This is a genomic window from Arthrobacter sp. FW306-04-A (genome assembly GCF_044358315.1).
In the GTDB taxonomy this organism is placed as follows: domain Bacteria; phylum Actinomycetota; class Actinomycetes; order Actinomycetales; family Micrococcaceae; genus Arthrobacter.
Map to the genome: position 1 here is coordinate 3,272,987 of NZ_CP084559.1, position 17,467 is coordinate 3,290,453.

A 17,467-nucleotide genomic window follows, 5' to 3' on the forward strand; every position below is an offset into this window, starting at 1 on the left:
GTGCTCTGGCTAGGTAATCGGCACGAGCAGGGCCACCGGGTATCTCTGTAGAAGCTTTGCGAGCGGTACTTCGCCCGCTGGGTAACTGTTGCCCGTGAGCTCGTCCCGGACCGCGCTCCCGAGGCGGATGAAGGTGTTTTGCCACCCGCCGTTTCGTTCAAGCTTCCGCGGGAGCCGAGTGGCCAAAGTGATGGCACCGCCACCGGCGGCAAGGGCGCCACGGTCGAAGGCGATTAGATGTTCGGCCGCGGGACCCTGGGCATCGATGGGACCGTATCCTCCGAAGAGCTCCGGCCGGTCCCGGCGCAGCCGCAATGCACGGGAAGTCAGCAGCAGCTTGGCCAATTCGTCCCGCGCCTCAGTCTGGACACCGGCGTCGAGGGCTGCGAGAGCGGCCCTGCGCCGTTCGAAGTCGACGGCGCGCCGGTTGTCGGGATCAGTGAGTGAACGGTCCCAAAACTCGGTGCCCTGGTAGACGTCCGGTACGCCCGGCATGGTCAGCTGGACAATCTTTGCCGACAGTGAGTTGGACGTCCCATACGGGTCCACAAGGGCAACGAACTCCTCCAGGGCGGACGTCACCTCCGGCACGTCGAAGACGGCGTCGACGGCGGAGGCGAGCTTCGCTTCGAAGGCCTCGTTCGGCTCGCTCCAGTTGGTGGAGTTGCCGGCTTCTCGTGCCGCTTTGACGACGTAACCCTGGAGGCGTTCACGGCTGGCCGGCCAGGCACCCGCGATGGCTTGCCATACGAGGACAGCGAGTGGCCCGTCGGGAATCGGAGCCAGTTCCTGCATGCGATCCACGAACGCTTCCCATTCGGGGACAGCCTCGGAGATAACGGAGATCCTGGCCCGGGTGTCTTCGCTGCGCTTGGTGTCGTGGGTGGTCAGGGTGGTCATGGACAGCGGCATATGCGCCTGGCGGTGCATCATACGCTCGTGGAATCCAGCCGGGGACAGGGCGAATTCCGTCGGGTCCGCTCCGACTTCGGTCAGCGTGCCAAGACGCGTGTAGCGGAAGAACGCGGTGTCCTCCACACCCTTGGCCATGACCATGCCTGAGGTCTGCTGGAAGCGGAGGCCCAATTCCCTGGTGGCGTCGAGCAGCAGGGGAAGCAGCGCCTTGAGGACCTGTGCCAACTCCGGCCTGGTCTGGGCGGCCCGTTCAACGGCATCTGCCAAGGTGTCTTTGCCATAGGGGAGATAGCTCCGGTAGACGTGAAACGAAGCGATGATTTCAGCGAGGGCGTCGGCCACCCCCGGATTGGGCAGTTCCGGAGACTCCGGGACGAGCCGCGCCAACCGCAGGATCTCCGAGCGCAGTATGCCATCCGTGATACGCCGCTTGGTGCCGTGGATCATGGCTTGGTAATCGGCCCGTGTTTCGGTGCCCCGCAGCCTGGCGTCCAAGGCATCCAGCCGCGCTTCCGCGTCTGGATCAACGAAAAGGCGGTCGACGTCGGCGAGCGCGTCGTAGCCTGTGGTCCCCTCGCAGTCGAAATTCTCCGGAAGCTCCTCCCCCGGCTCAAGGATTTTCTCGACAAGCACGTACGAACCACCGGTCGTTTCCTTCAGGCGCGCCAAGTAGCCGGAAGGGTCCGCGAGCCCGTCCGGATGATCGATCCTCAGCCCGTCCGCGAGCCCGTCCCGGAACCAACGGGCGACCTCCGCGTGGGCTTCCTCGAAAACCCATGGGATTTCGACGCGGATCCCGGCCAGCGTGTTGACCGCGAAGAATCGGCGGTAATTCAGTTCGGCGTCAGCCCGGCGCCAATCGACCAGTTCGTAGTGTTGCCGTGCATGCACATCGCGGACGTTGTCACCCGCGACGTAGCTGCCTTCGGCCAGCGGGAAGCGGTGATCGAAGTAGCGCAATTCGCCGTCGACTAGTTCCAGCTTGTCGAGGTCGTTGTCGCTGCCGAGCACCGGCAGCCGCAGCTTGCCGCCCCCGAAGTCCCAATCGACGTCGAACGCTTCCGCATAGCGGGAGGCTCTGCCCTCTTTGAGAAGCGACCACCACCAGGCGTTTTGCGGAGGCGACGCAACCCCCATGTGGTTGGGAACGATGTCCACCAAGACCCCGAGACCGGCCTCCCGCGCAGCCTTGGAAAGTGCGGCGAGCCCTTCGGCACCGCCGCGCGACGCATCGACCGTGGAGGGGTCCGTGACGTCGTAACCGTGGTCCGAGCCCTCCTCCGCAGTCAAAATCGGCGATAAATACACCCAGTCAACCCCGAGATCGCGCAAATAACCCGTGAGGGCCGCCGCGTCGTGCAGCGTGAACGAGGGCCGGATCTGGAGCCGGTACGTGGAGACAGGCGTCCTCATGATCCCCCATTCTTGGGGGCGCGTGGCTTTCTGGGCTTCTTCGGCGCAGCGGCAGGCTTGGTTTCCGCGTCAGGCTTCGGGTCCGGCACTGACCGGAGCGATGCCCTGTTCGGTGCCGACGCGACCGGCGTCAGCGTGGCCGGCGCAGTCAGGGATGCCGTTTCAGAGGTTGTTGTCTGCGACAACGCGGCGAGCGACGCTGCGACGGAGTGGTCCGGATCGGTGTCAGGGACGCTGTGGGCTCGCAGGACGACAAGTGACTTGGCCCCGACGGTGAGGACCGATTCCGCGGGCATTGGTTCAGTGTCCGCTCCACCACCGGCAGTGTCGATGATGATGTCCCAGGCGGGAGCGTATTCGTCAGAGGGCACTTTGAAGCCCACTTCGTCGTCGTGAGCGTTGAAGTAAAGCAGGAAGTTGACGTCCGTGATCCGCCGCCCCTGGTTGTCCCTGCCGCGGATGCCATCCCCGTTCAGGAACACGCCCACCGAGCGGCCGAAGCCGCTGTCCCAGTCCGACGGCGTCATGGTGGTTCCGTCGACGTCGAGCCAAACGATGTCCGGGAGACGCTCGCCTTCGCCTCGAAGCACAGGCCGCCCGTCGAAGAAGCGGCTGCGCCTGAACGTGGGGTGCTTGGCGCGCAGTGCGCTGACGGCTGCCGTGAACTCGACCAGGGGCTGGTCCACGCTCTCCCAATTGATCCAGGTCAGTTCCGAGTCCTGGCAGTAGCCGTTGTTGTTGCCCCGCTGTGTCCTGCCGAGCTCGTCACCGTGCAACAGCATGGGGACACCTTGGGAAAGGAGCATGGAGGCGATGAAGTTTCGCTGCTGGCGGGCGCGGAGACCGAGGACGACGGGATCCTCCGTGGGGCCTTCCACACCGCAATTCCACGAACGGTTGTGGGATTCGCCGTCGTTGTTTCCCTCGCCGTTGGCCTCGTTGTGTTTCTCGTTGTAGGAGACCAGGTCAGCCAGGGTGAAGCCGTCGTGGGCCGTAACGAAGTTGATGGAAGCCACCGGGCGGCGGCCGGAGTGCTCGTAGAGGTCCGCCGATCCGGTCAGCCGTGAGGCAAACTCGCCCAGTGTGGAGGGCTCGCCCCGCCAAAAATCACGGACGGTGTCACGGTATTTGCCATTCCATTCCGTCCACTGGGGCGGGAAGTTGCCAACTTGGTAACCGCCCGGGCCCACGTCCCACGGTTCGGCGATCAGCTTGACTTGAGAGACGACCGGGTCCTGCTGGATGAGTTCGAAGAATGTCGACAGCTTGTCCACGTCGTAGAACTCGCGCGCCAACGTTGAGGCGAGGTCGAAGCGGAAACCGTCAACGTGCATTTCGGTGACCCAGTAGCGCAAGGAATCCATGAGCAGCTGAAGGGAATGGGGGCTGCGTACGTTCAACGAGTTACCCGTGCCCGTGTAGTCCATGTAGTGCTTAAGGTCGCCCTCCATCAGGCGGTAGTAGGCGGAGTTGTCGATCCCCTTGAAGGACATGGTGGGGCCAAGGTGGTTGCCCTCAGCGGTGTGGTTGTACACGACGTCGAGAATGACCTCGATGCCTGCCGTGTGCAACGCCCTCACCATCGCTTTGAAGTCCTGGACTTGCTGGCCGGTATCGCCCTTGGAGCTGTAGCTGTTGTGCGGCGCGAAGAACCCAATGGTGTTGTAGCCCCAGTAGTTGTTCAGCCCCTTGTCCTGCAGGATGCCGTCGTTGGTGAACTGGTGGACGGGCATGAGCTCGATGGCCGTGACGCCGAGCTTTTGCAGGTGGGAAATCACGGCAGGGTGTGCGACGCCGGCATAAGTACCGCGTTGTTCCTCCGGAACCTCCGGGTGGAGCTGTGTCAGCCCCTTGACGTGCGCTTCGTAAATCACCGACCGGTGGTACGGGATGCGGAGCTGCTGGTCACCCGCCCAGTCGAAGAAGGGATTGATGACGACGCCCATCATCATGTGGGGCGCGGAGTCCTTGTCGTTTCGCGAATCCGGATCCCCCATGTTGTACGAGAAAAGCGCCGGGTCCCAGTCGATCTGCCGGTGGATGGCCTTGGCGTAAGGATCCAGGAGGAGCTTGTTGGGGTTGAAGCGCTGGCCGGCGGCAGGGTCGTACGGGCCGTGCACGCGGTATCCGTACTTCTGCCCTGGCTGGACCTGCGGCAGGTAGCAATGCCATACATAACCGTCCACCTCGTTGACGGTGTAGCTAATTTCGTCCCCGTCGTCGTCAAAGAGACACAATTCCACCTTTTCGGCCTTCTCGCTAAACAGCGCGAAGTTGGTTCCCGTGCCATCAAAGGTGGCGCCCAACGGGTATGCGGTTCCTGGCCAAACGTCCATGTGTTCTCCTTCACGTGCCGGATAACTTGTTGCCAGCCTAACTATGTTGGGTGACATTCAACGAACATCCGGAATTATCCGGCGCGATATTCCTGGAGGATTCGGAAGACATCGGGGACCGCCCGAGCGATGCCGGAGGCAGTCAGGGGTCCACCAGCGGAGGCGGTGCTGCCTGCCATTCCGTGGATGCTTGCAGCTGCGGCCGCCACGGCCGCCCATCTCTCGTCCGGGGCGATTCCCAGGGCAGCGAAGGGGCCGTCGTCGTCCAACCCGGATTCCGCAAAGGCGGCAGCCAGGGCACCAAGGATCCCGCCGAGTACGTCCCCGCTTCCCGCCGTCGACATCCATGGGCATCCCTCGGATTGACTGAACACCCCTCCGGAAGGGGACGCGATCAGTGTTGTGGCACCTTTGAGGAGGACAACCGCCCCGGTGCGTTCCGCGGCCATGCGGACGAAGTGCAGTGGCCGGGACTCCACGTCCTCGCGCGTGAAGCGTACTTCGCCGCGGTCGAGGAGGGCGGCGAGCTCCCCCGCGTGCGGAGTCAGGATCCAGTTGGGCGGGCACCTTTCCGGCAGGAGCTCTAGCGCTCCGGCGTCGACGACGGCGGGCTGGCCGGCGCCGGACGCTGCGGCCAGAACGTCGCGGGCCCGCTTGAGTTGTTCAGCTCCGTCCAGGCCGGGACCTAGCAGCCATGCTTGGACCCGTCCAGGTTTGGCTGGCTCCCAAATAGCCTCGGGAGTGCGACCCAGGACATGCCGCGCCACAACTTCCGGTCCGAGGTACCGCACCATTCCCGCGCCGGACGCCGCCGCGGCCTCGACAGAGAGGGCTGCAGCCCCCGTGTAGCGCTCGGAACCGGCGACGACGCCCAGGACGCCCCTGGTGTACTTCTGGGCCCGGCGCACGGGTTCTGGCAGGACGGAAGCCAAGTCACGGACGGACAAGCGGCGTAGGAGGGGTGCCGGAAGTTGCCCCTCAATGCCGATGGGTACCAGGAGTACGCGGCCGGCACAGCCCTCGCCGGGATCGGCCATCAATCCAGCCTTGACTCCCCCGAACACCACCGTCATCCGCGCCGTCAGCACAGGCCAGTGGACTTCGCCTGTGTCCGCGTCCACGCCGCTGGGAGTATCGCAAGCCACGACCAAGTCCGGTCCTAGCTCCTGCAAGGCAGCAATCAATTCCGCGGCCGGACCGCTGAGGCCTCCCCGGGCGCCCGTGCCCAGGATGGCATCAATGACCACGTCCGCGCTGGCACTTAGGACGGCTAGCTCTTCGGCATTGTCCTCGTTCAGGACGTGGACGCGTCCACCGGACGCCCTAAAGGCCGCCATCGCATCCGGATGGGCAGAACCGGCGGTGAGCACCGCCGTCGTGCGCATGCCACGGCGGGCGAGCATTGCTGCGGCGAAGAGACCGTCCCCGCCGTTGTTGCCCTTGCCCGCCAGTACCGTGACGCTGGAGCCGTAGACGCGGCGGCCCTCCGAACGGAATTCACGGACGACGGCGTTCGCCAGGCCATGGGCAGCTCGCTGCATGAGAACAGCGCCTTCACCGATATCAAGAAGCGGTTGTTCCGCTGCCCTGATCTGTGTTCCGGTGAAGGCGCTGATCATGTTGCTTGGGTTGTTAAGCTTCGGCGATGACCATGGCGGTGGCAATGCCGCCATCGTGGCTCATGGATACGTGCCAGCGCTTCACGCCTTTGGAATCCGCGACCGCCAGCACGGTCCCTTTGACCTTGATAGTGGGGCCGTTCTGGTCAAGGCCGATCCAGCAGTCTTGCCAGTTCATGCCCGCCGGAGCTCCCAACACCTTGGCCACAGCCTCCTTGGCCGCGAAGCGCGCCGCCAAAGAGCGCGTGTTGAGCTCGCGTTCGGCGGGAACGAATAAACGGTCCCGGAGACCTGGAGTTCGCTCAAGCTGGCGCCCAAAGCGTTCAATGTCTACGACGTCTACCCCTATGCCAACAATCATGGGGTTATTCTACGGTCACGCTCTTGGCAAGGTTACGAGGCTGGTCCACGTCGTACCCCTTGGCCTTGGCCAGCTCTGCCGCGAAAATCTGCAGCGGAACGGTGGTTAGCAGCGGCATCAGGAGAGGCGGTGTCTGCGGGACATAGAAGACATGCTCCGCGTAGGCCCGCACGGCTTCGTCGCCTTCTTCTGCGATCACCAAGGTGCGTGCACCGCGGGCACGGATTTCCTGGATGTTGCTGACCACCTTGGCGTGGAGCGAGTCACGGCCGCGCGGCGATGGGACTACCACGAAGACGGGCTGTCCTTCGTCGATGAGCGCGATCGGGCCGTGCTTGAGCTCGCCGGCAGCGAAACCCTCGGCGTGGATGTAGGCGATTTCCTTGAGCTTCAACGCGCCCTCGAGCGCCACCGGGAAGCCCACGTGGCGGCCCAGGAACAGCACCGACTTCTCGTCTTTCATGCTGCGGGCGAGCTCGCGGAGGGGGCCCGCATTGTCGAGGATCTTCTGGATGTGGGCGGGGATTTTTCCAAGGTCCGCCAGGACGTCCTTGATCTGGCCGGAGAAGATGTTTCCGCGCAGCTGGGCGAGGTAGAGGCCCAGCAGGTACGCGGCCGTGATCTGGGCTAGGAAAGCCTTGGTCGAGGCGACGGCGATCTCCGGCCCGGCGTGCGTGTAGAGCACCGCATCCGATTCGCGCGGGATCGTGGATCCGTTGGTGTTGCAGATCGAGATGGTCTTGGCGCCCTGCTCGCGGGCGTAACGGACCGCCATAAGGGTGTCCATGGTTTCACCGGACTGGCTGATGGAGACCACGAGCGTGTTCTTGTCCACGATCGGGTCGCGGTACCGGAACTCATGCGCGAGTTCCACCTCGGTGGGGATACGGCACCAGTTCTCAATGGCGTACTTGGCAACCATCCCGGCGTATGCCGCCGTGCCACAAGCCAGGACGATGATCTTGTTGACCTGCTTCAGCAGCTCGGGGTCGATCCGGAGCTCGCTCAAGGTCAGCTGGCCGTTGATGTCCGAACGGCCGAGGAGGGTCTGGGTGACGGCGTCGGGCTGGTCGTGGATTTCCTTCTCCATGAAGGAGCTGAAGCCGCCCTTTTCCGCGGAGGCCGGATCCCAGTCCACGTGGTATTCCTTGCCCTGGGCGGGAGCGCCGAAAAAGTCGGTGATCTCGACGGAGTCCGCCGTGATGGTGACGATCTGGTCCTGGCCAAGCTCAACAGCACGGCGCGTGTGATCGATGAAGCCGGAAACGTCCGAGCCGAGGAAGTTCTCCCCCTCACCGAGTCCTACGACAAGGGGGGAATTGCGGCGAGCGGCCACAACGACGTCGGGCCGCTCAGCGTGCACGGCGAGGAGCGTGAACGCTCCTTCGAGGCGCTGGCAGGCAAGCTGCATCGCTTTGGTGAGCTTGCCGTTGGACGAGTCCCCGTTGAGCTGGTTGCGGAAGATATCGCCCAGCAGGGCCGCCGCGACCTCGGTGTCGGTTTCCGAAGCGAAGGTGACACCCTTGGCGATGAGCTCCTGCTTGAGCTCGGCGAAGTTTTCGATGATTCCGTTGTGGATCATGGCCAAGCGTCCACCATCGGCCAGATGCGGGTGGGCGTTCTGGTCGGTCGGGCCGCCGTGAGTGGCCCAACGGGTGTGGCCGATGCCGGTCAGCGAGTCAGGGAGCGGATTGTCATCAAGTTCGCTCAACAGATTGCTGAGTTTTCCGGACTTCTTCCGGGATGCGATGGTTCCATCGGCGACCACGGCGACACCGGCTGAGTCATAGCCCCGGTACTCAAGACGACGAAGTCCTTCGAGTACGACGTCGAGAGCCGAGTGCCCGGCATCTGCCCGACGGGATGAATTGCCAACGTATCCTACGATTCCACACATGCCTACAAGACTAGCGGGTGCCCCGCGAAATGGACGTAGGATATCCAGCCCTGCAAGCTAGCCGACCGCCGGAAACTGCCGGATCCCGCACCTTTTCGGAGAGCACACTCACACAAATTCTTCCCTCCGTTCATGCTGCATTTCCGGATCAGCCAAGTGAGGGGCAGAATCTCTATGGTGACTTTGCAACGCAACGAAGCGAACGGCGACAGCTCCTCTCCGTTCGTGGAGCTGGACAGGCAGACGTGGTCCCGGCTGGGTGCGCAGATGGAGCAGCCGCTTAACGAAGAGGACATCATCCGGCTTCGCGGCCTCGGCGATCCCCTGGACATGAAGGAAATCCGCGAGGTCTACCTTCCGCTCTCCCGTTTGCTGCATCTTTACGTCCAAGCATCCCAGCAGCTCCATGCAGCCACGACGACGTTCCTTGGTGAGCAAACCCAGCGCACGCCCTTCGTGATCGGCGTCGCGGGTTCCGTGGCGGTCGGTAAGTCCACGATTGCCCGCGTGCTGCGAGAAATGCTCCGCCGTTGGCCGGGCACACCGAACGTCGAACTGATCACCACCGACGGATTCCTGTATCCTCTGGCCGAATTGAAGCGGCGGCATTTGCTTGAGCGCAAGGGCTTTCCAGAGTCCTACGACCGCCGGGCACTGCTTCGTTTCGTGAGTGCGATCAAGGGCGGCGCCGAAGAGGTCCGGGCTCCCTGGTATTCGCACGTCACCTACGACATCGTCCCGGACAAGGAAGTAGTGGTCCGGCGGCCTGACGTCCTCATTGTCGAGGGCCTCAACGTGTTGGCGCCTGCCCGCCCCCGTCAGGACGGCCGGCAGGGACTCGCGCTGAGCGACTTCTTTGATTTCTCCATTTACGTTGACGCCAAGACTTCGTACATCGAAGACTGGTACGTGGACCGTTTCCGGAAGCTTCGGAGCACGGCCTTCGCCCAGCCGGAATCCTATTTCCACCGTTATGCGACGCTGTCCGATGCCGAGGCGGAAGCCACCGCCCGCGGCATTTGGAAACGCATCAACGAGCCCAACCTTGAGGAAAACGTGCTCCCTACCCGCGGCCGGGCGCAACTTGTCCTCACCAAGGATGCCGATCATTCCATCCGCCGCATGCTGCTCCGAAAGGTCTAGCACGGATGTACCACAACTGCGGCCCGAGCCGAAGATCCTTCACAGCCCTTCTAGCGGCGGGCGTGGGAATAACGGCTTTGGCTGCCTGCACCCCGGGCAGCCAGATCGCTTCACCCGCTGCGGCCCCATCCCCCTCAGGTTCCCAAACAGACACGCCGACGCCGGCAGTGGCGACCACGACGGCGGCCCCGTCCCCGGCGAGCGAGGCACCGCCGTCGAACACGCCGCCGTCGGGGGCTTTGTCCCAAAAGTATTCCCTGAGCGACCCTGCGAGCCAGTGGGTCATCGTCAACAAGCACCGCCCGCTGACTCCTTTGCAGTTCGTCCCCCCTGATCTCGTACAGCCTCACGTCCAACTCGCGGTCAGTGGAGAAGCCGCGTTGCTCAACAGCACAACCGCCGCAGCGGCAGAAAAGCTCTTCGCCGGAGCGGCCTCGGCAGGGGTGAGCATGACTTTGGCCTCCGGCTACCGCTCTTTCCAAACCCAAACCGCCACGTACAACGGCTATGCGAACTCGCGCGGCCAGGCTTCAGCGGACACGGCCTCCGCCCGTCCCGGGTTCTCGGAACACCAGACCGGTTGGGCGTTCGATATCGGCGACGGCGGCGGGGCGTGTAGCTTCCAGCCCTGCTTCGCGGAGCAGCCAGCCGCTGTTTGGGCCAAGGCCAACGCCTTCAAATATGGATTCGTTGTCAGGTACCCGTGGATGCTCCATGAAATCACGGGCTATTACTACGAGCCCTGGCATTTGCGCTTCGTCGGGGTTGAGGCCGCAACGGATATGGCCAATCGTGGGATCGGCACCCTCGAGGAATATTTTGGCCTGCAAGCGGCACCGGGCTACCTGTAGCGGTTGGCTAACCGTCAACGGAGTCCGGCAAGCATTTGAAACAACTGTGGCCCGTCTCCTCGCGGAGACGGGCCACAGTTGTTTTCGCTCTTTTGCTGCGCTCGGGACTAGAGAGCCAGTTCGCGCGGAATCGTGAGGCGGTCTTCGACGACGCCGGCGAGTTCAGTGCATATGCGGGTGGCGGTTTCCATGTCTGCAGCCTCGACCATCACACGGACCAGCGCTTCGGTGCCCGATGGGCGCAGGAGCACCCGGCCGGTATCGCCAAGTTCGAGCTCGGCGGCAGCCACCGCAGCGGCTACGCCTTCGTCCGTGGCGGCCCGGGACTTGTCCACGCCCTTCACGTTGATCATGAGCTGCGGCAGCTTGGTCATAACGCGGGCGAGGTCTTGAAGCGTACGGCCGGTACCGGCAACCTGGGCGGCAATCTGCAGACCGGTCAGGACGCCGTCGCCAGTGGTCGCGTAGTCGGAGAAGATCACGTGGCCCGACTGCTCACCACCGAGGCTGAAGCCGCCGTCGCGCATTTCCTCCAGGACGTAGCGGTCCCCTACCGCCGTCTCGCGGATGGTGATTCCAGCATCGCGCAATGCGATCTTGAGCCCGAGGTTGCTCATCACGGTAGCCACCAGGACGTCGTCCTTCAGCTTTCCGGACTCCTTAAGCGCGACGGCCAGGATCGCCATGATCTGGTCACCGTCTACCTCGTTGCCTTCGTGGTCAACGGCCAGGCAGCGGTCGGCGTCGCCGTCGTGGGCAATGCCGAAGTCCGCGCCGTGCTTGACGACCGCTTCCTTGAGCTGGCCAAGGTGCGTGGAACCGACGCCGTCGTTGATGTTCAAGCCGTCGGGTTCCGCACCAATCACCACAACTTCGGCGCCAGCACTAGCGAAGACCTGGGGGGAACAGCCGCTGGCCGCACCGTTGGCGCAGTCCAAGACGACTTTAAGCCCCTCAAGGCGGTGCGGGAGGGTACCGAGCAAATGGACGATGTAGCGGTCCTCGGCGTCCGAGAAGCGCTGGATGCGGCCGACGTCGCCGGCCACTGGACGTGAAGGTTCCTTGCCGAGCTGAGCCTCAATTGCGTCCTCCACCTCGTCCGGGAGTTTCTGGCCGCCGCGGGCAAAGAACTTAATGCCGTTGTCCGGCGCGGGGTTGTGCGACGCGGAGATCATGACGCCGAAGTCGGCATCGAGGTCCGCGATGAGGTAGGCCGCTGCGGGAGTGGGCAGCACACCGGCGTCGTACACGTCGATCCCGGAGCTCGAAAGCCCGGCTTCTACCGCTGCAGCGATAAACTCCCCGCTGGCCCGCGGATCCCGGGCGACCACGGCGCGGGGCCGTTTTCCATTGGCCGAACGCTCGTGGCCAAGGACCACTGCGGCAGCTTGGGCCAACTGAAGAGCAAGCTCCGCGGTGAGCAATCCATTGGCGAGACCACGCACGCCATCTGTTCCAAATAATCTAGCCATCGCGTCCCAGTCTAGACGACGGCGCAGGGGCCGAGGGAAGGAGTGCCGCAGGCCTTGCATCTACCCCTTTTCGCCCGCGACCGCAAGAGTGCAGCTACTTGACTTGCGTTTTCCGCTCCACTCTAGTAATGCAGCATCTGCGATATGTACGATCTCGGCATGACACCCAGCTCTGGGGGCTTGGCGCTCGAAATAATTGTCCCCGTTTTCAACGAGTCCGCCATACTCGAAAGAAGCATCCACAGGCTTGCCGACTATCTGTCGCGAGAATTGTTGTACAGCTGGAAAATCACGATTGCCGATAATGCCAGCACCGACGCAACAGGTTCAATTGCGCGGAGGCTCGCTGAAGAGGTCCCAAATGTTAGTTATCGGCGCCTTGAAACCAAAGGGCGCGGCTTCGCGCTCCGCGACGCTTGGACGTCGTCAGAAGCAAGAGTTCTCGCCTATGTAGACGTGGACCTGTCGACCGATTTGGCTGCATTGCCCCCGCTCATAGCTCCCCTGCTTTCCGGACACTCAGACGTCAGTATCGGCACGAGGCTTGGGCGTACTTCAAGGGTGGTCCGAGGCCCAAAACGGGAATTCATCTCGCGAAGTTACAACATACTTCTCAAACGGACCATGCAAGTTCGGTTTTCCGATGCCCAGTGTGGATTCAAGGCTGTTAGGGCTGAGGTCGCGCATCGACTGCTTCCCTATGTAGAGGACAACCGTTGGTTCTTCGACACCGAGTTGTTGATTTTGGCAGAGCGGGCAGGGCTTCGAATCCACGAAATCCCCGTCGACTGGATCGACGATCCGGATAGCAGGGTGGATATCCGCCAAACGGCCGTCGACGATATCAGGGGCCTCGTGCGCGTCGCCGGTTCCATGGTGAGGGGGAGGATTCCTTTGGAGGCGATATACGCGGAGCTAGGGCGAGGACCTATCGCCGCGCCAACGCGTCCAAGCTTCTTCGGGCAAGTGGTACGTTTCGGAATCGTCGGCGCGTTCTCCACTCTCGCATTTGCTTTGCTTTATTTGCTCTTCCAAGGACCCTTTGGCGCGCAACAGGGAAACTTCCTGGCGCTTTTGCTCACGGCAATCGCCAACACAGCAGCCAACCGTCGCTTTACGTTCAGAATCCACGGACCAGAGCGGCTATTCACGCAACAGTTTCAAGGGCTGGTGGTGTTCATGGTGGCGTGGGGAATTACTTCGTCGTCCCTACTACTGCTACATGCCATTCACCCAGACGCAGCACCCAGAACCGAACTGATCGTCCTGACCTGTGCAAACGTATTCGCCACTCTGCTTCGCTTTGTCCTGCTCCGTATCTGGGTCTTCCGTGTTCAGCGGTCGGAGGAACGCCGCAGCGCGGCAACCATCAAGCAGCTGGCAATTTGAGCAACAAAACCAGCCGGCTTCCCGCACAAACAGGCCCAAGCGCCGTCATCGGAGGCCGTTCTCAGGCCATTCGGAAGTGGGTTCGAGGGAATCCCGCGAATGCGGCGTGGGTGCGCCCAGCGCTTCTGGGTCTCTTAGTCTTGACGTCAGTCCTCTATATGTGGGGACTCGACCGAAACGGTTGGGCAAACTCTTACTACTCGGCCGCCGCTATGGCCGGTTCGGAAGATTGGACGGCATTCTTCTACGGTTCGTTCGACCCGGGGAATGCAATAACCGTCGACAAGCCACCGATGTCTTTGTGGATCATGTCCCTCTCCGTCCGTATTTTCGGACTCAGCTCATGGAGCGTCCTCCTGCCTCAGGCCCTGATGGGAGTACTCAGCGTCTATTTGCTCTATCGGATGGTACAGAAGAGGACCGATGCAGCAACCGGCCTGATTGCAGGGCTTTTCTTCGCGGTTACACCCGTGGCCACCGTTATGTTTAGGTACAACAATCCGGATGCGCTGCTGACTCTGCTCATGATCGGGGCCGCCTACACCGCCCTGGAGGCAATCGACACCGGCAAGTTGCGTTGGCTACTCGCGGCAGGAGCCCTGATTGGTGCGGGGTTCCTCACGAAGCAACTTCAGGTTGCCCTCATCCTGCCGGCGATCGGCGTCAGCTACTTGGCTTTTTCCCGTGCCCCAATCATCAGGAGGTTCGCGCATTTATGTGCGGCTTTCCTCGTGGCAGCCTTTACAGGTGGGTGGTGGTTTGTTCTCGTTCAGTTAGCAAGCCCGTCGTCGAGGCCATATATCGGCGGATCCCGATCCAACAGCATGTGGGAGCTTACGCTGGGATACAACGGGCTGGATAGGCTGACCGGCGCTGATGCCAGCCGTACGACGTCGGGCGCGACAGGAGCGCTGGACGTGAAACTTGACCCCGGAATAACGCGCTTCCTGCAACCACAATTTTCCGGTCAGTTCGGGTGGTTTCTTCCACTCGCCATCGCAGGACTCGGCATCACGATACTCTTCCTAATTCGCCGTCGTGGCACATCGGAGCAACGCCCCTTCTTGGTGCTGTGCGCAACGTGGTTTGTTTGTTCAGCCACTGTCCTGGCCATGATGTCAGGCACGGTGCATCCCTATTACGCGATCTCAACCGTGCCGTCGCTCAGTTGTCTAGCAGCGTTTGCGGCTACCTACCTCATGCGCCGCCTGTCAAGCAGACCGGTCCGTATTGTGTCCGGCCTGGTTCTGGCTCTTTCTCTGGTTCTGGGTTACGTCTCCGCATCCCGGTCCGTGCAGGATTTCCCCCTGCTGCCCCCCGTACTCTTGGTCCTGGGCGCATTGGCAATCGCCGTCGCGTTGCTTCCGCCTGTGAATAAGCAACTTCGAGTCGCCACCGTTCTCCTCATCGGAGCTTCCCTTCTTTTGGGGCCCACGATCTGGTCGATAAACACAGAACTCAGTCCGCACGTCGGAGCCGAAGTAGTCGCGGGGCCCAGCATCCTGGGCATACGAACGGATCATCCGGATCGAACCCAGATGGCGCCAGGAACGCCGGTGACCCTAGCTGCAGCCCTGTTCGGCGACGTACCTCCCCCTGGAGTCCTTGAGAGGATCCAGGCAAGGCCCGCGTCTGCGCGGTGGGCCGCTGCCGTAGTCGGCTCGGAGACGGCCGCCAACTACCAGCTGGATAGCTCCAAAGCAGTGCTGGCAGTAGGTGGATTCGATGGCACAGATCCCTTTCCGACGCTAGAGCAATTCCAGAGCATGGTCCGCAGCGGCGAAGTCGGATCGTTTGTCATCAAGAATCTGCCACCCCTGCCTGCCGAGGGCAAGGGGGAGTCGGCGCGTATTGTGCATTGGGTCGAAAACAACTTCCAGCCCGAAGTCATCGAAGGGGCGTCGTTTTACCCACTCACCCAGTAGTTTCATCCTCGCGGCTCTACCCAGCCAGACGACGCAAAAGGCCCGCCCCGCCAAACGGCGGAACGGGCCTCTGCAGGGCGCTCGAAGCGCCCGAAAGCGGATTTAGCGCTTGGAGTACTGCTGAGCCTTGCGTGCCTTCTTGAGACCGGCCTTCTTACGCTCGATGACGCGGGCGTCACGACGCAGGAAACCGGCCTTCTTCAGCGTGGCGCGGTTGTTCTCGGTGTCGATCTCGTTCAGCGAACGGGCGATACCGAGACGCAGTGCGCCGGCCTGACCGGAAATGCCGCCACCGTGGATGCGCGCGAAGACGTCGTAGGCGCCGTCAAGATCAAGGATCTTGAAGGGCTCGTTGACGTCCTGCTGGTGCAGCTTATTCGGGAAGTAGTTAGCCAGCTCGCGGCCGTTGATGATCCACTTGCCGGTGCCGGGCACGATGCGAACACGTGCAACGGCTTCTTTACGACGGCCAACTGCGGCGCCGGCAACGGTCAGTGCCGGGCGCTCCTTCTTCGGCGCTTCTGCTTCCGCAGGACCGCTCTCCGAGGTGTAGCTGGTCAGGTTTTCCTCAGCCACAACGGCCTCGGTGGTCAGTTCTTCGTTCTGAGCCACGATTCTCCTTGATTAAAAGTTGGTTGGTGGCCAGGACTACTGGGCGACCTGGGTGATTTCGAAAGTCTTCGGCTGCTGTGCGGCGTGGGGGTGCTCAGAGCCACGGTAGACCTTGAGCTTGCCCAACTGCTGTGCAGCGAGGGAGTTCTTGGGGAGCATGCCCTTGATGGCTTTCTCCACAGCGCGGACCGGGTTGGATTCCAGCAGCTCCGCGTAGTTGACGGAAGTCAGACCGCCCGGGTAGCCGGAGTGGCGGTATGCGCGCTTCTGCTCCAGCTTGGCACCGGTCAGGGCAACCTTCTCAGCGTTGATGATGATGACGAAGTCGCCCATGTCCATGTGGGACGCAAAGGTCGGCTTGTGCTTTCCGCGCAGCAGTGTTGCGGTCTGGCTGGCAAGACGACCAAGGACAACATCGGTGGCGTCAATGACGTGCCACTGGCGGTTGATATCGCCGGGCTTCGGGGTGTACGTACGCACGGTTTTGCCTCGTTCTTGTTCTGGCGTTCATGTTTTAGGCGGCACGCTCGGAGCGTGTGCCTACTAGGTATGCGTTACCGGAGCAGAGGTGAGGGCTCTATGTACCAGTTATCCCGAAGTCCCGATATGCCTGTCGAGTTAACGATCCTGCAACTGGATCCCCAAGCGGGCATGTGTCATCGAGAAAGGACACGCACAACGACTATCAACAATAGCGGCAAGGAGCTTCAGGGTCAAAATAGGCTGGTAATCAGGTTGAACAACTGAGACCCGCCCTGAGCTTCCGGGAGACGCCATGACAACAACTGCCGCCCAGCCCTTGCTTGTGGCTGCCTTCGGGCTCCTGGGGCTACTCACGAGCCCTCTGGCAGAACTCCTGATAGCTCGATCCCTCCCCCGACTTGGCGGGCTCCCCTCCCGCGTTGTCCGGATCACGACGGCGGTGGCTACCGCCGTCATTTTTGCCCTCCTGACGCTCCGGTTCGGTTTCTCGCCGATGCTTCCGGCATACCTGGTCCTGGGACTGTTGGCGGTGCAGTTGTCGCGCGTGGATGTGGCGGACCATTTATTGCCCACCCCGTTGGTTCTGTTGCTGCTTTGTGCCGGCTTTGCCCTGCTAACTACATCCGCCCTGCTGGTTCCGGATTGGCCTGGACTGCTGCGCGCTACTGCCGGCGGCGTCGTTCTATTCCTCGGGTACTTGATTCTTGGATTGATTTCTCCGGGCGGACTCGGAATGGGTGATGTGAAGTTGGCGGCACCACTCGGAATGTACTTGGGCTACTTGGGCTGGAGCCAGCTGTTCTACGGGGGACTGCTGGGGTTCGTGGTGGGCGGGGTGATGACGGTGCTGGTGTTGCTCCTAAAGCGCGGAATCAAGCCTTCCGAGGTTGCTCACGGACCGGCTATGTTCGCCGCCGCAATTGGAGTAGTGCTTTTCTATGCGTGAGGACGCGCCCATGCCCAATTCCCTCCAATCACAGGATCCCCGCCTGTGTTAGGGCTTGAGTAGTACCTAGCCAGAAAAACCAAGTATCCCGCGCCCCACTTTCGA

At 62.3% G+C, this 17,467-nt stretch carries 13 protein-coding genes; 5 read left to right on the forward strand and 8 right to left on the reverse strand.

Features of this window, described 5'->3' with window-relative positions:
• Positions 1-9: 9 nt before the first annotated feature.
• The 5 genes from treY to glmS form a co-directional block, all read right to left on the reverse strand.
• The gene (gene treY / locus LFT43_RS15105) at positions 10-2,328 is read right to left on the reverse strand and encodes a malto-oligosyltrehalose synthase (protein WP_395798101.1); all 2,319 of its coding nucleotides are present in this window, start codon (positions 2,326-2,328) and stop codon (positions 10-12) included.
• On the reverse strand, positions 2,325-4,664 hold the full coding sequence (gene glgX / locus LFT43_RS15110) for a glycogen debranching protein GlgX (RefSeq protein WP_395798103.1): 2,340 nt from the start codon (positions 4,662-4,664) through the stop codon (positions 2,325-2,327). Before glgX ends, treY begins: the two co-directional genes overlap by 4 nt.
• Before the next feature lie 74 nt (positions 4,665-4,738).
• On the reverse strand, positions 4,739-6,283 hold the full coding sequence (locus LFT43_RS15115) for an NAD(P)H-hydrate epimerase (RefSeq protein WP_395798105.1): 1,545 nt from the start codon (positions 6,281-6,283) through the stop codon (positions 4,739-4,741).
• Positions 6,284-6,296: 13 nt separating this feature from the next.
• Entirely contained in the window at positions 6,297-6,644 is a 348-nt protein-coding gene (locus tag LFT43_RS15120; protein WP_265976849.1) for a holo-ACP synthase, read from the reverse strand.
• Positions 6,645-6,648: 4 nt separating this feature from the next.
• Complete coding sequence (glmS, locus tag LFT43_RS15125) at positions 6,649-8,541, reverse strand: glutamine--fructose-6-phosphate transaminase (isomerizing) (RefSeq protein WP_395798108.1); 1,893 nt, start codon at positions 8,539-8,541, stop codon at positions 6,649-6,651.
• A 174-nt stretch (positions 8,542-8,715) separates the two neighbouring features.
• Between glmS and coaA the strand changes: the two genes are divergently transcribed.
• Complete coding sequence (coaA, locus tag LFT43_RS15130) at positions 8,716-9,684, forward strand: type I pantothenate kinase (RefSeq protein WP_059387404.1); 969 nt, start codon at positions 8,716-8,718, stop codon at positions 9,682-9,684.
• Positions 9,685-9,689: 5 nt separating this feature from the next.
• Complete coding sequence (locus tag LFT43_RS15135) at positions 9,690-10,535, forward strand: D-alanyl-D-alanine carboxypeptidase family protein (protein ID WP_395798110.1); 846 nt, start codon at positions 9,690-9,692, stop codon at positions 10,533-10,535.
• Between the two features lie 107 nt (positions 10,536-10,642).
• Here the strand turns inward: LFT43_RS15135 and glmM are convergent, their stop codons facing one another.
• Positions 10,643-12,007 carry a phosphoglucosamine mutase gene (gene glmM, locus LFT43_RS15140; protein ID WP_395798112.1) on the reverse strand — a complete coding sequence of 455 codons (1,365 nt, stop codon included), beginning with the start codon at positions 12,005-12,007 and terminating at the stop codon, positions 10,643-10,645.
• 144 nt (positions 12,008-12,151) lie between these two features.
• Between glmM and LFT43_RS15145 the strand changes: the two genes are divergently transcribed.
• Together LFT43_RS15145 and LFT43_RS15150 are read left to right on the forward strand one after the other, a co-directional pair.
• Positions 12,152-13,396: a glycosyltransferase gene (locus tag LFT43_RS15145; protein WP_395798114.1), complete on the forward strand. Its 1,245-nt coding sequence runs from the start codon at positions 12,152-12,154 to the stop codon at positions 13,394-13,396.
• 212 nt (positions 13,397-13,608) lie between these two features.
• A complete protein-coding gene (locus LFT43_RS15150) occupies positions 13,609-15,321 on the forward strand; it encodes an ArnT family glycosyltransferase (RefSeq protein ID WP_395798116.1) in 1,713 nt (570 codons plus the stop codon).
• Between the two features lie 102 nt (positions 15,322-15,423).
• On the opposite strand, the gene rpsI is transcribed toward LFT43_RS15150, so the two are convergent.
• Entirely contained in the window at positions 15,424-15,933 is a 510-nt protein-coding gene (gene rpsI / locus LFT43_RS15155) for a 30S ribosomal protein S9 (protein WP_234749102.1), read from the reverse strand.
• Positions 15,934-15,969: 36 nt separating this feature from the next.
• Positions 15,970-16,413 carry a 50S ribosomal protein L13 gene (rplM, locus tag LFT43_RS15160; protein ID WP_395798119.1) on the reverse strand — a complete coding sequence of 148 codons (444 nt, stop codon included), beginning with the start codon at positions 16,411-16,413 and terminating at the stop codon, positions 15,970-15,972.
• A 295-nt stretch (positions 16,414-16,708) separates the two neighbouring features.
• Here rplM and LFT43_RS15165 point away from each other — a divergent pair, with 295 nt between their 5' ends.
• Positions 16,709-17,362, forward strand: a complete 654-nt coding sequence (locus LFT43_RS15165; RefSeq protein ID WP_395798121.1) for a prepilin peptidase — start codon at positions 16,709-16,711, stop codon at positions 17,360-17,362.
• Positions 17,363-17,467 lie beyond the last annotated feature (105 nt).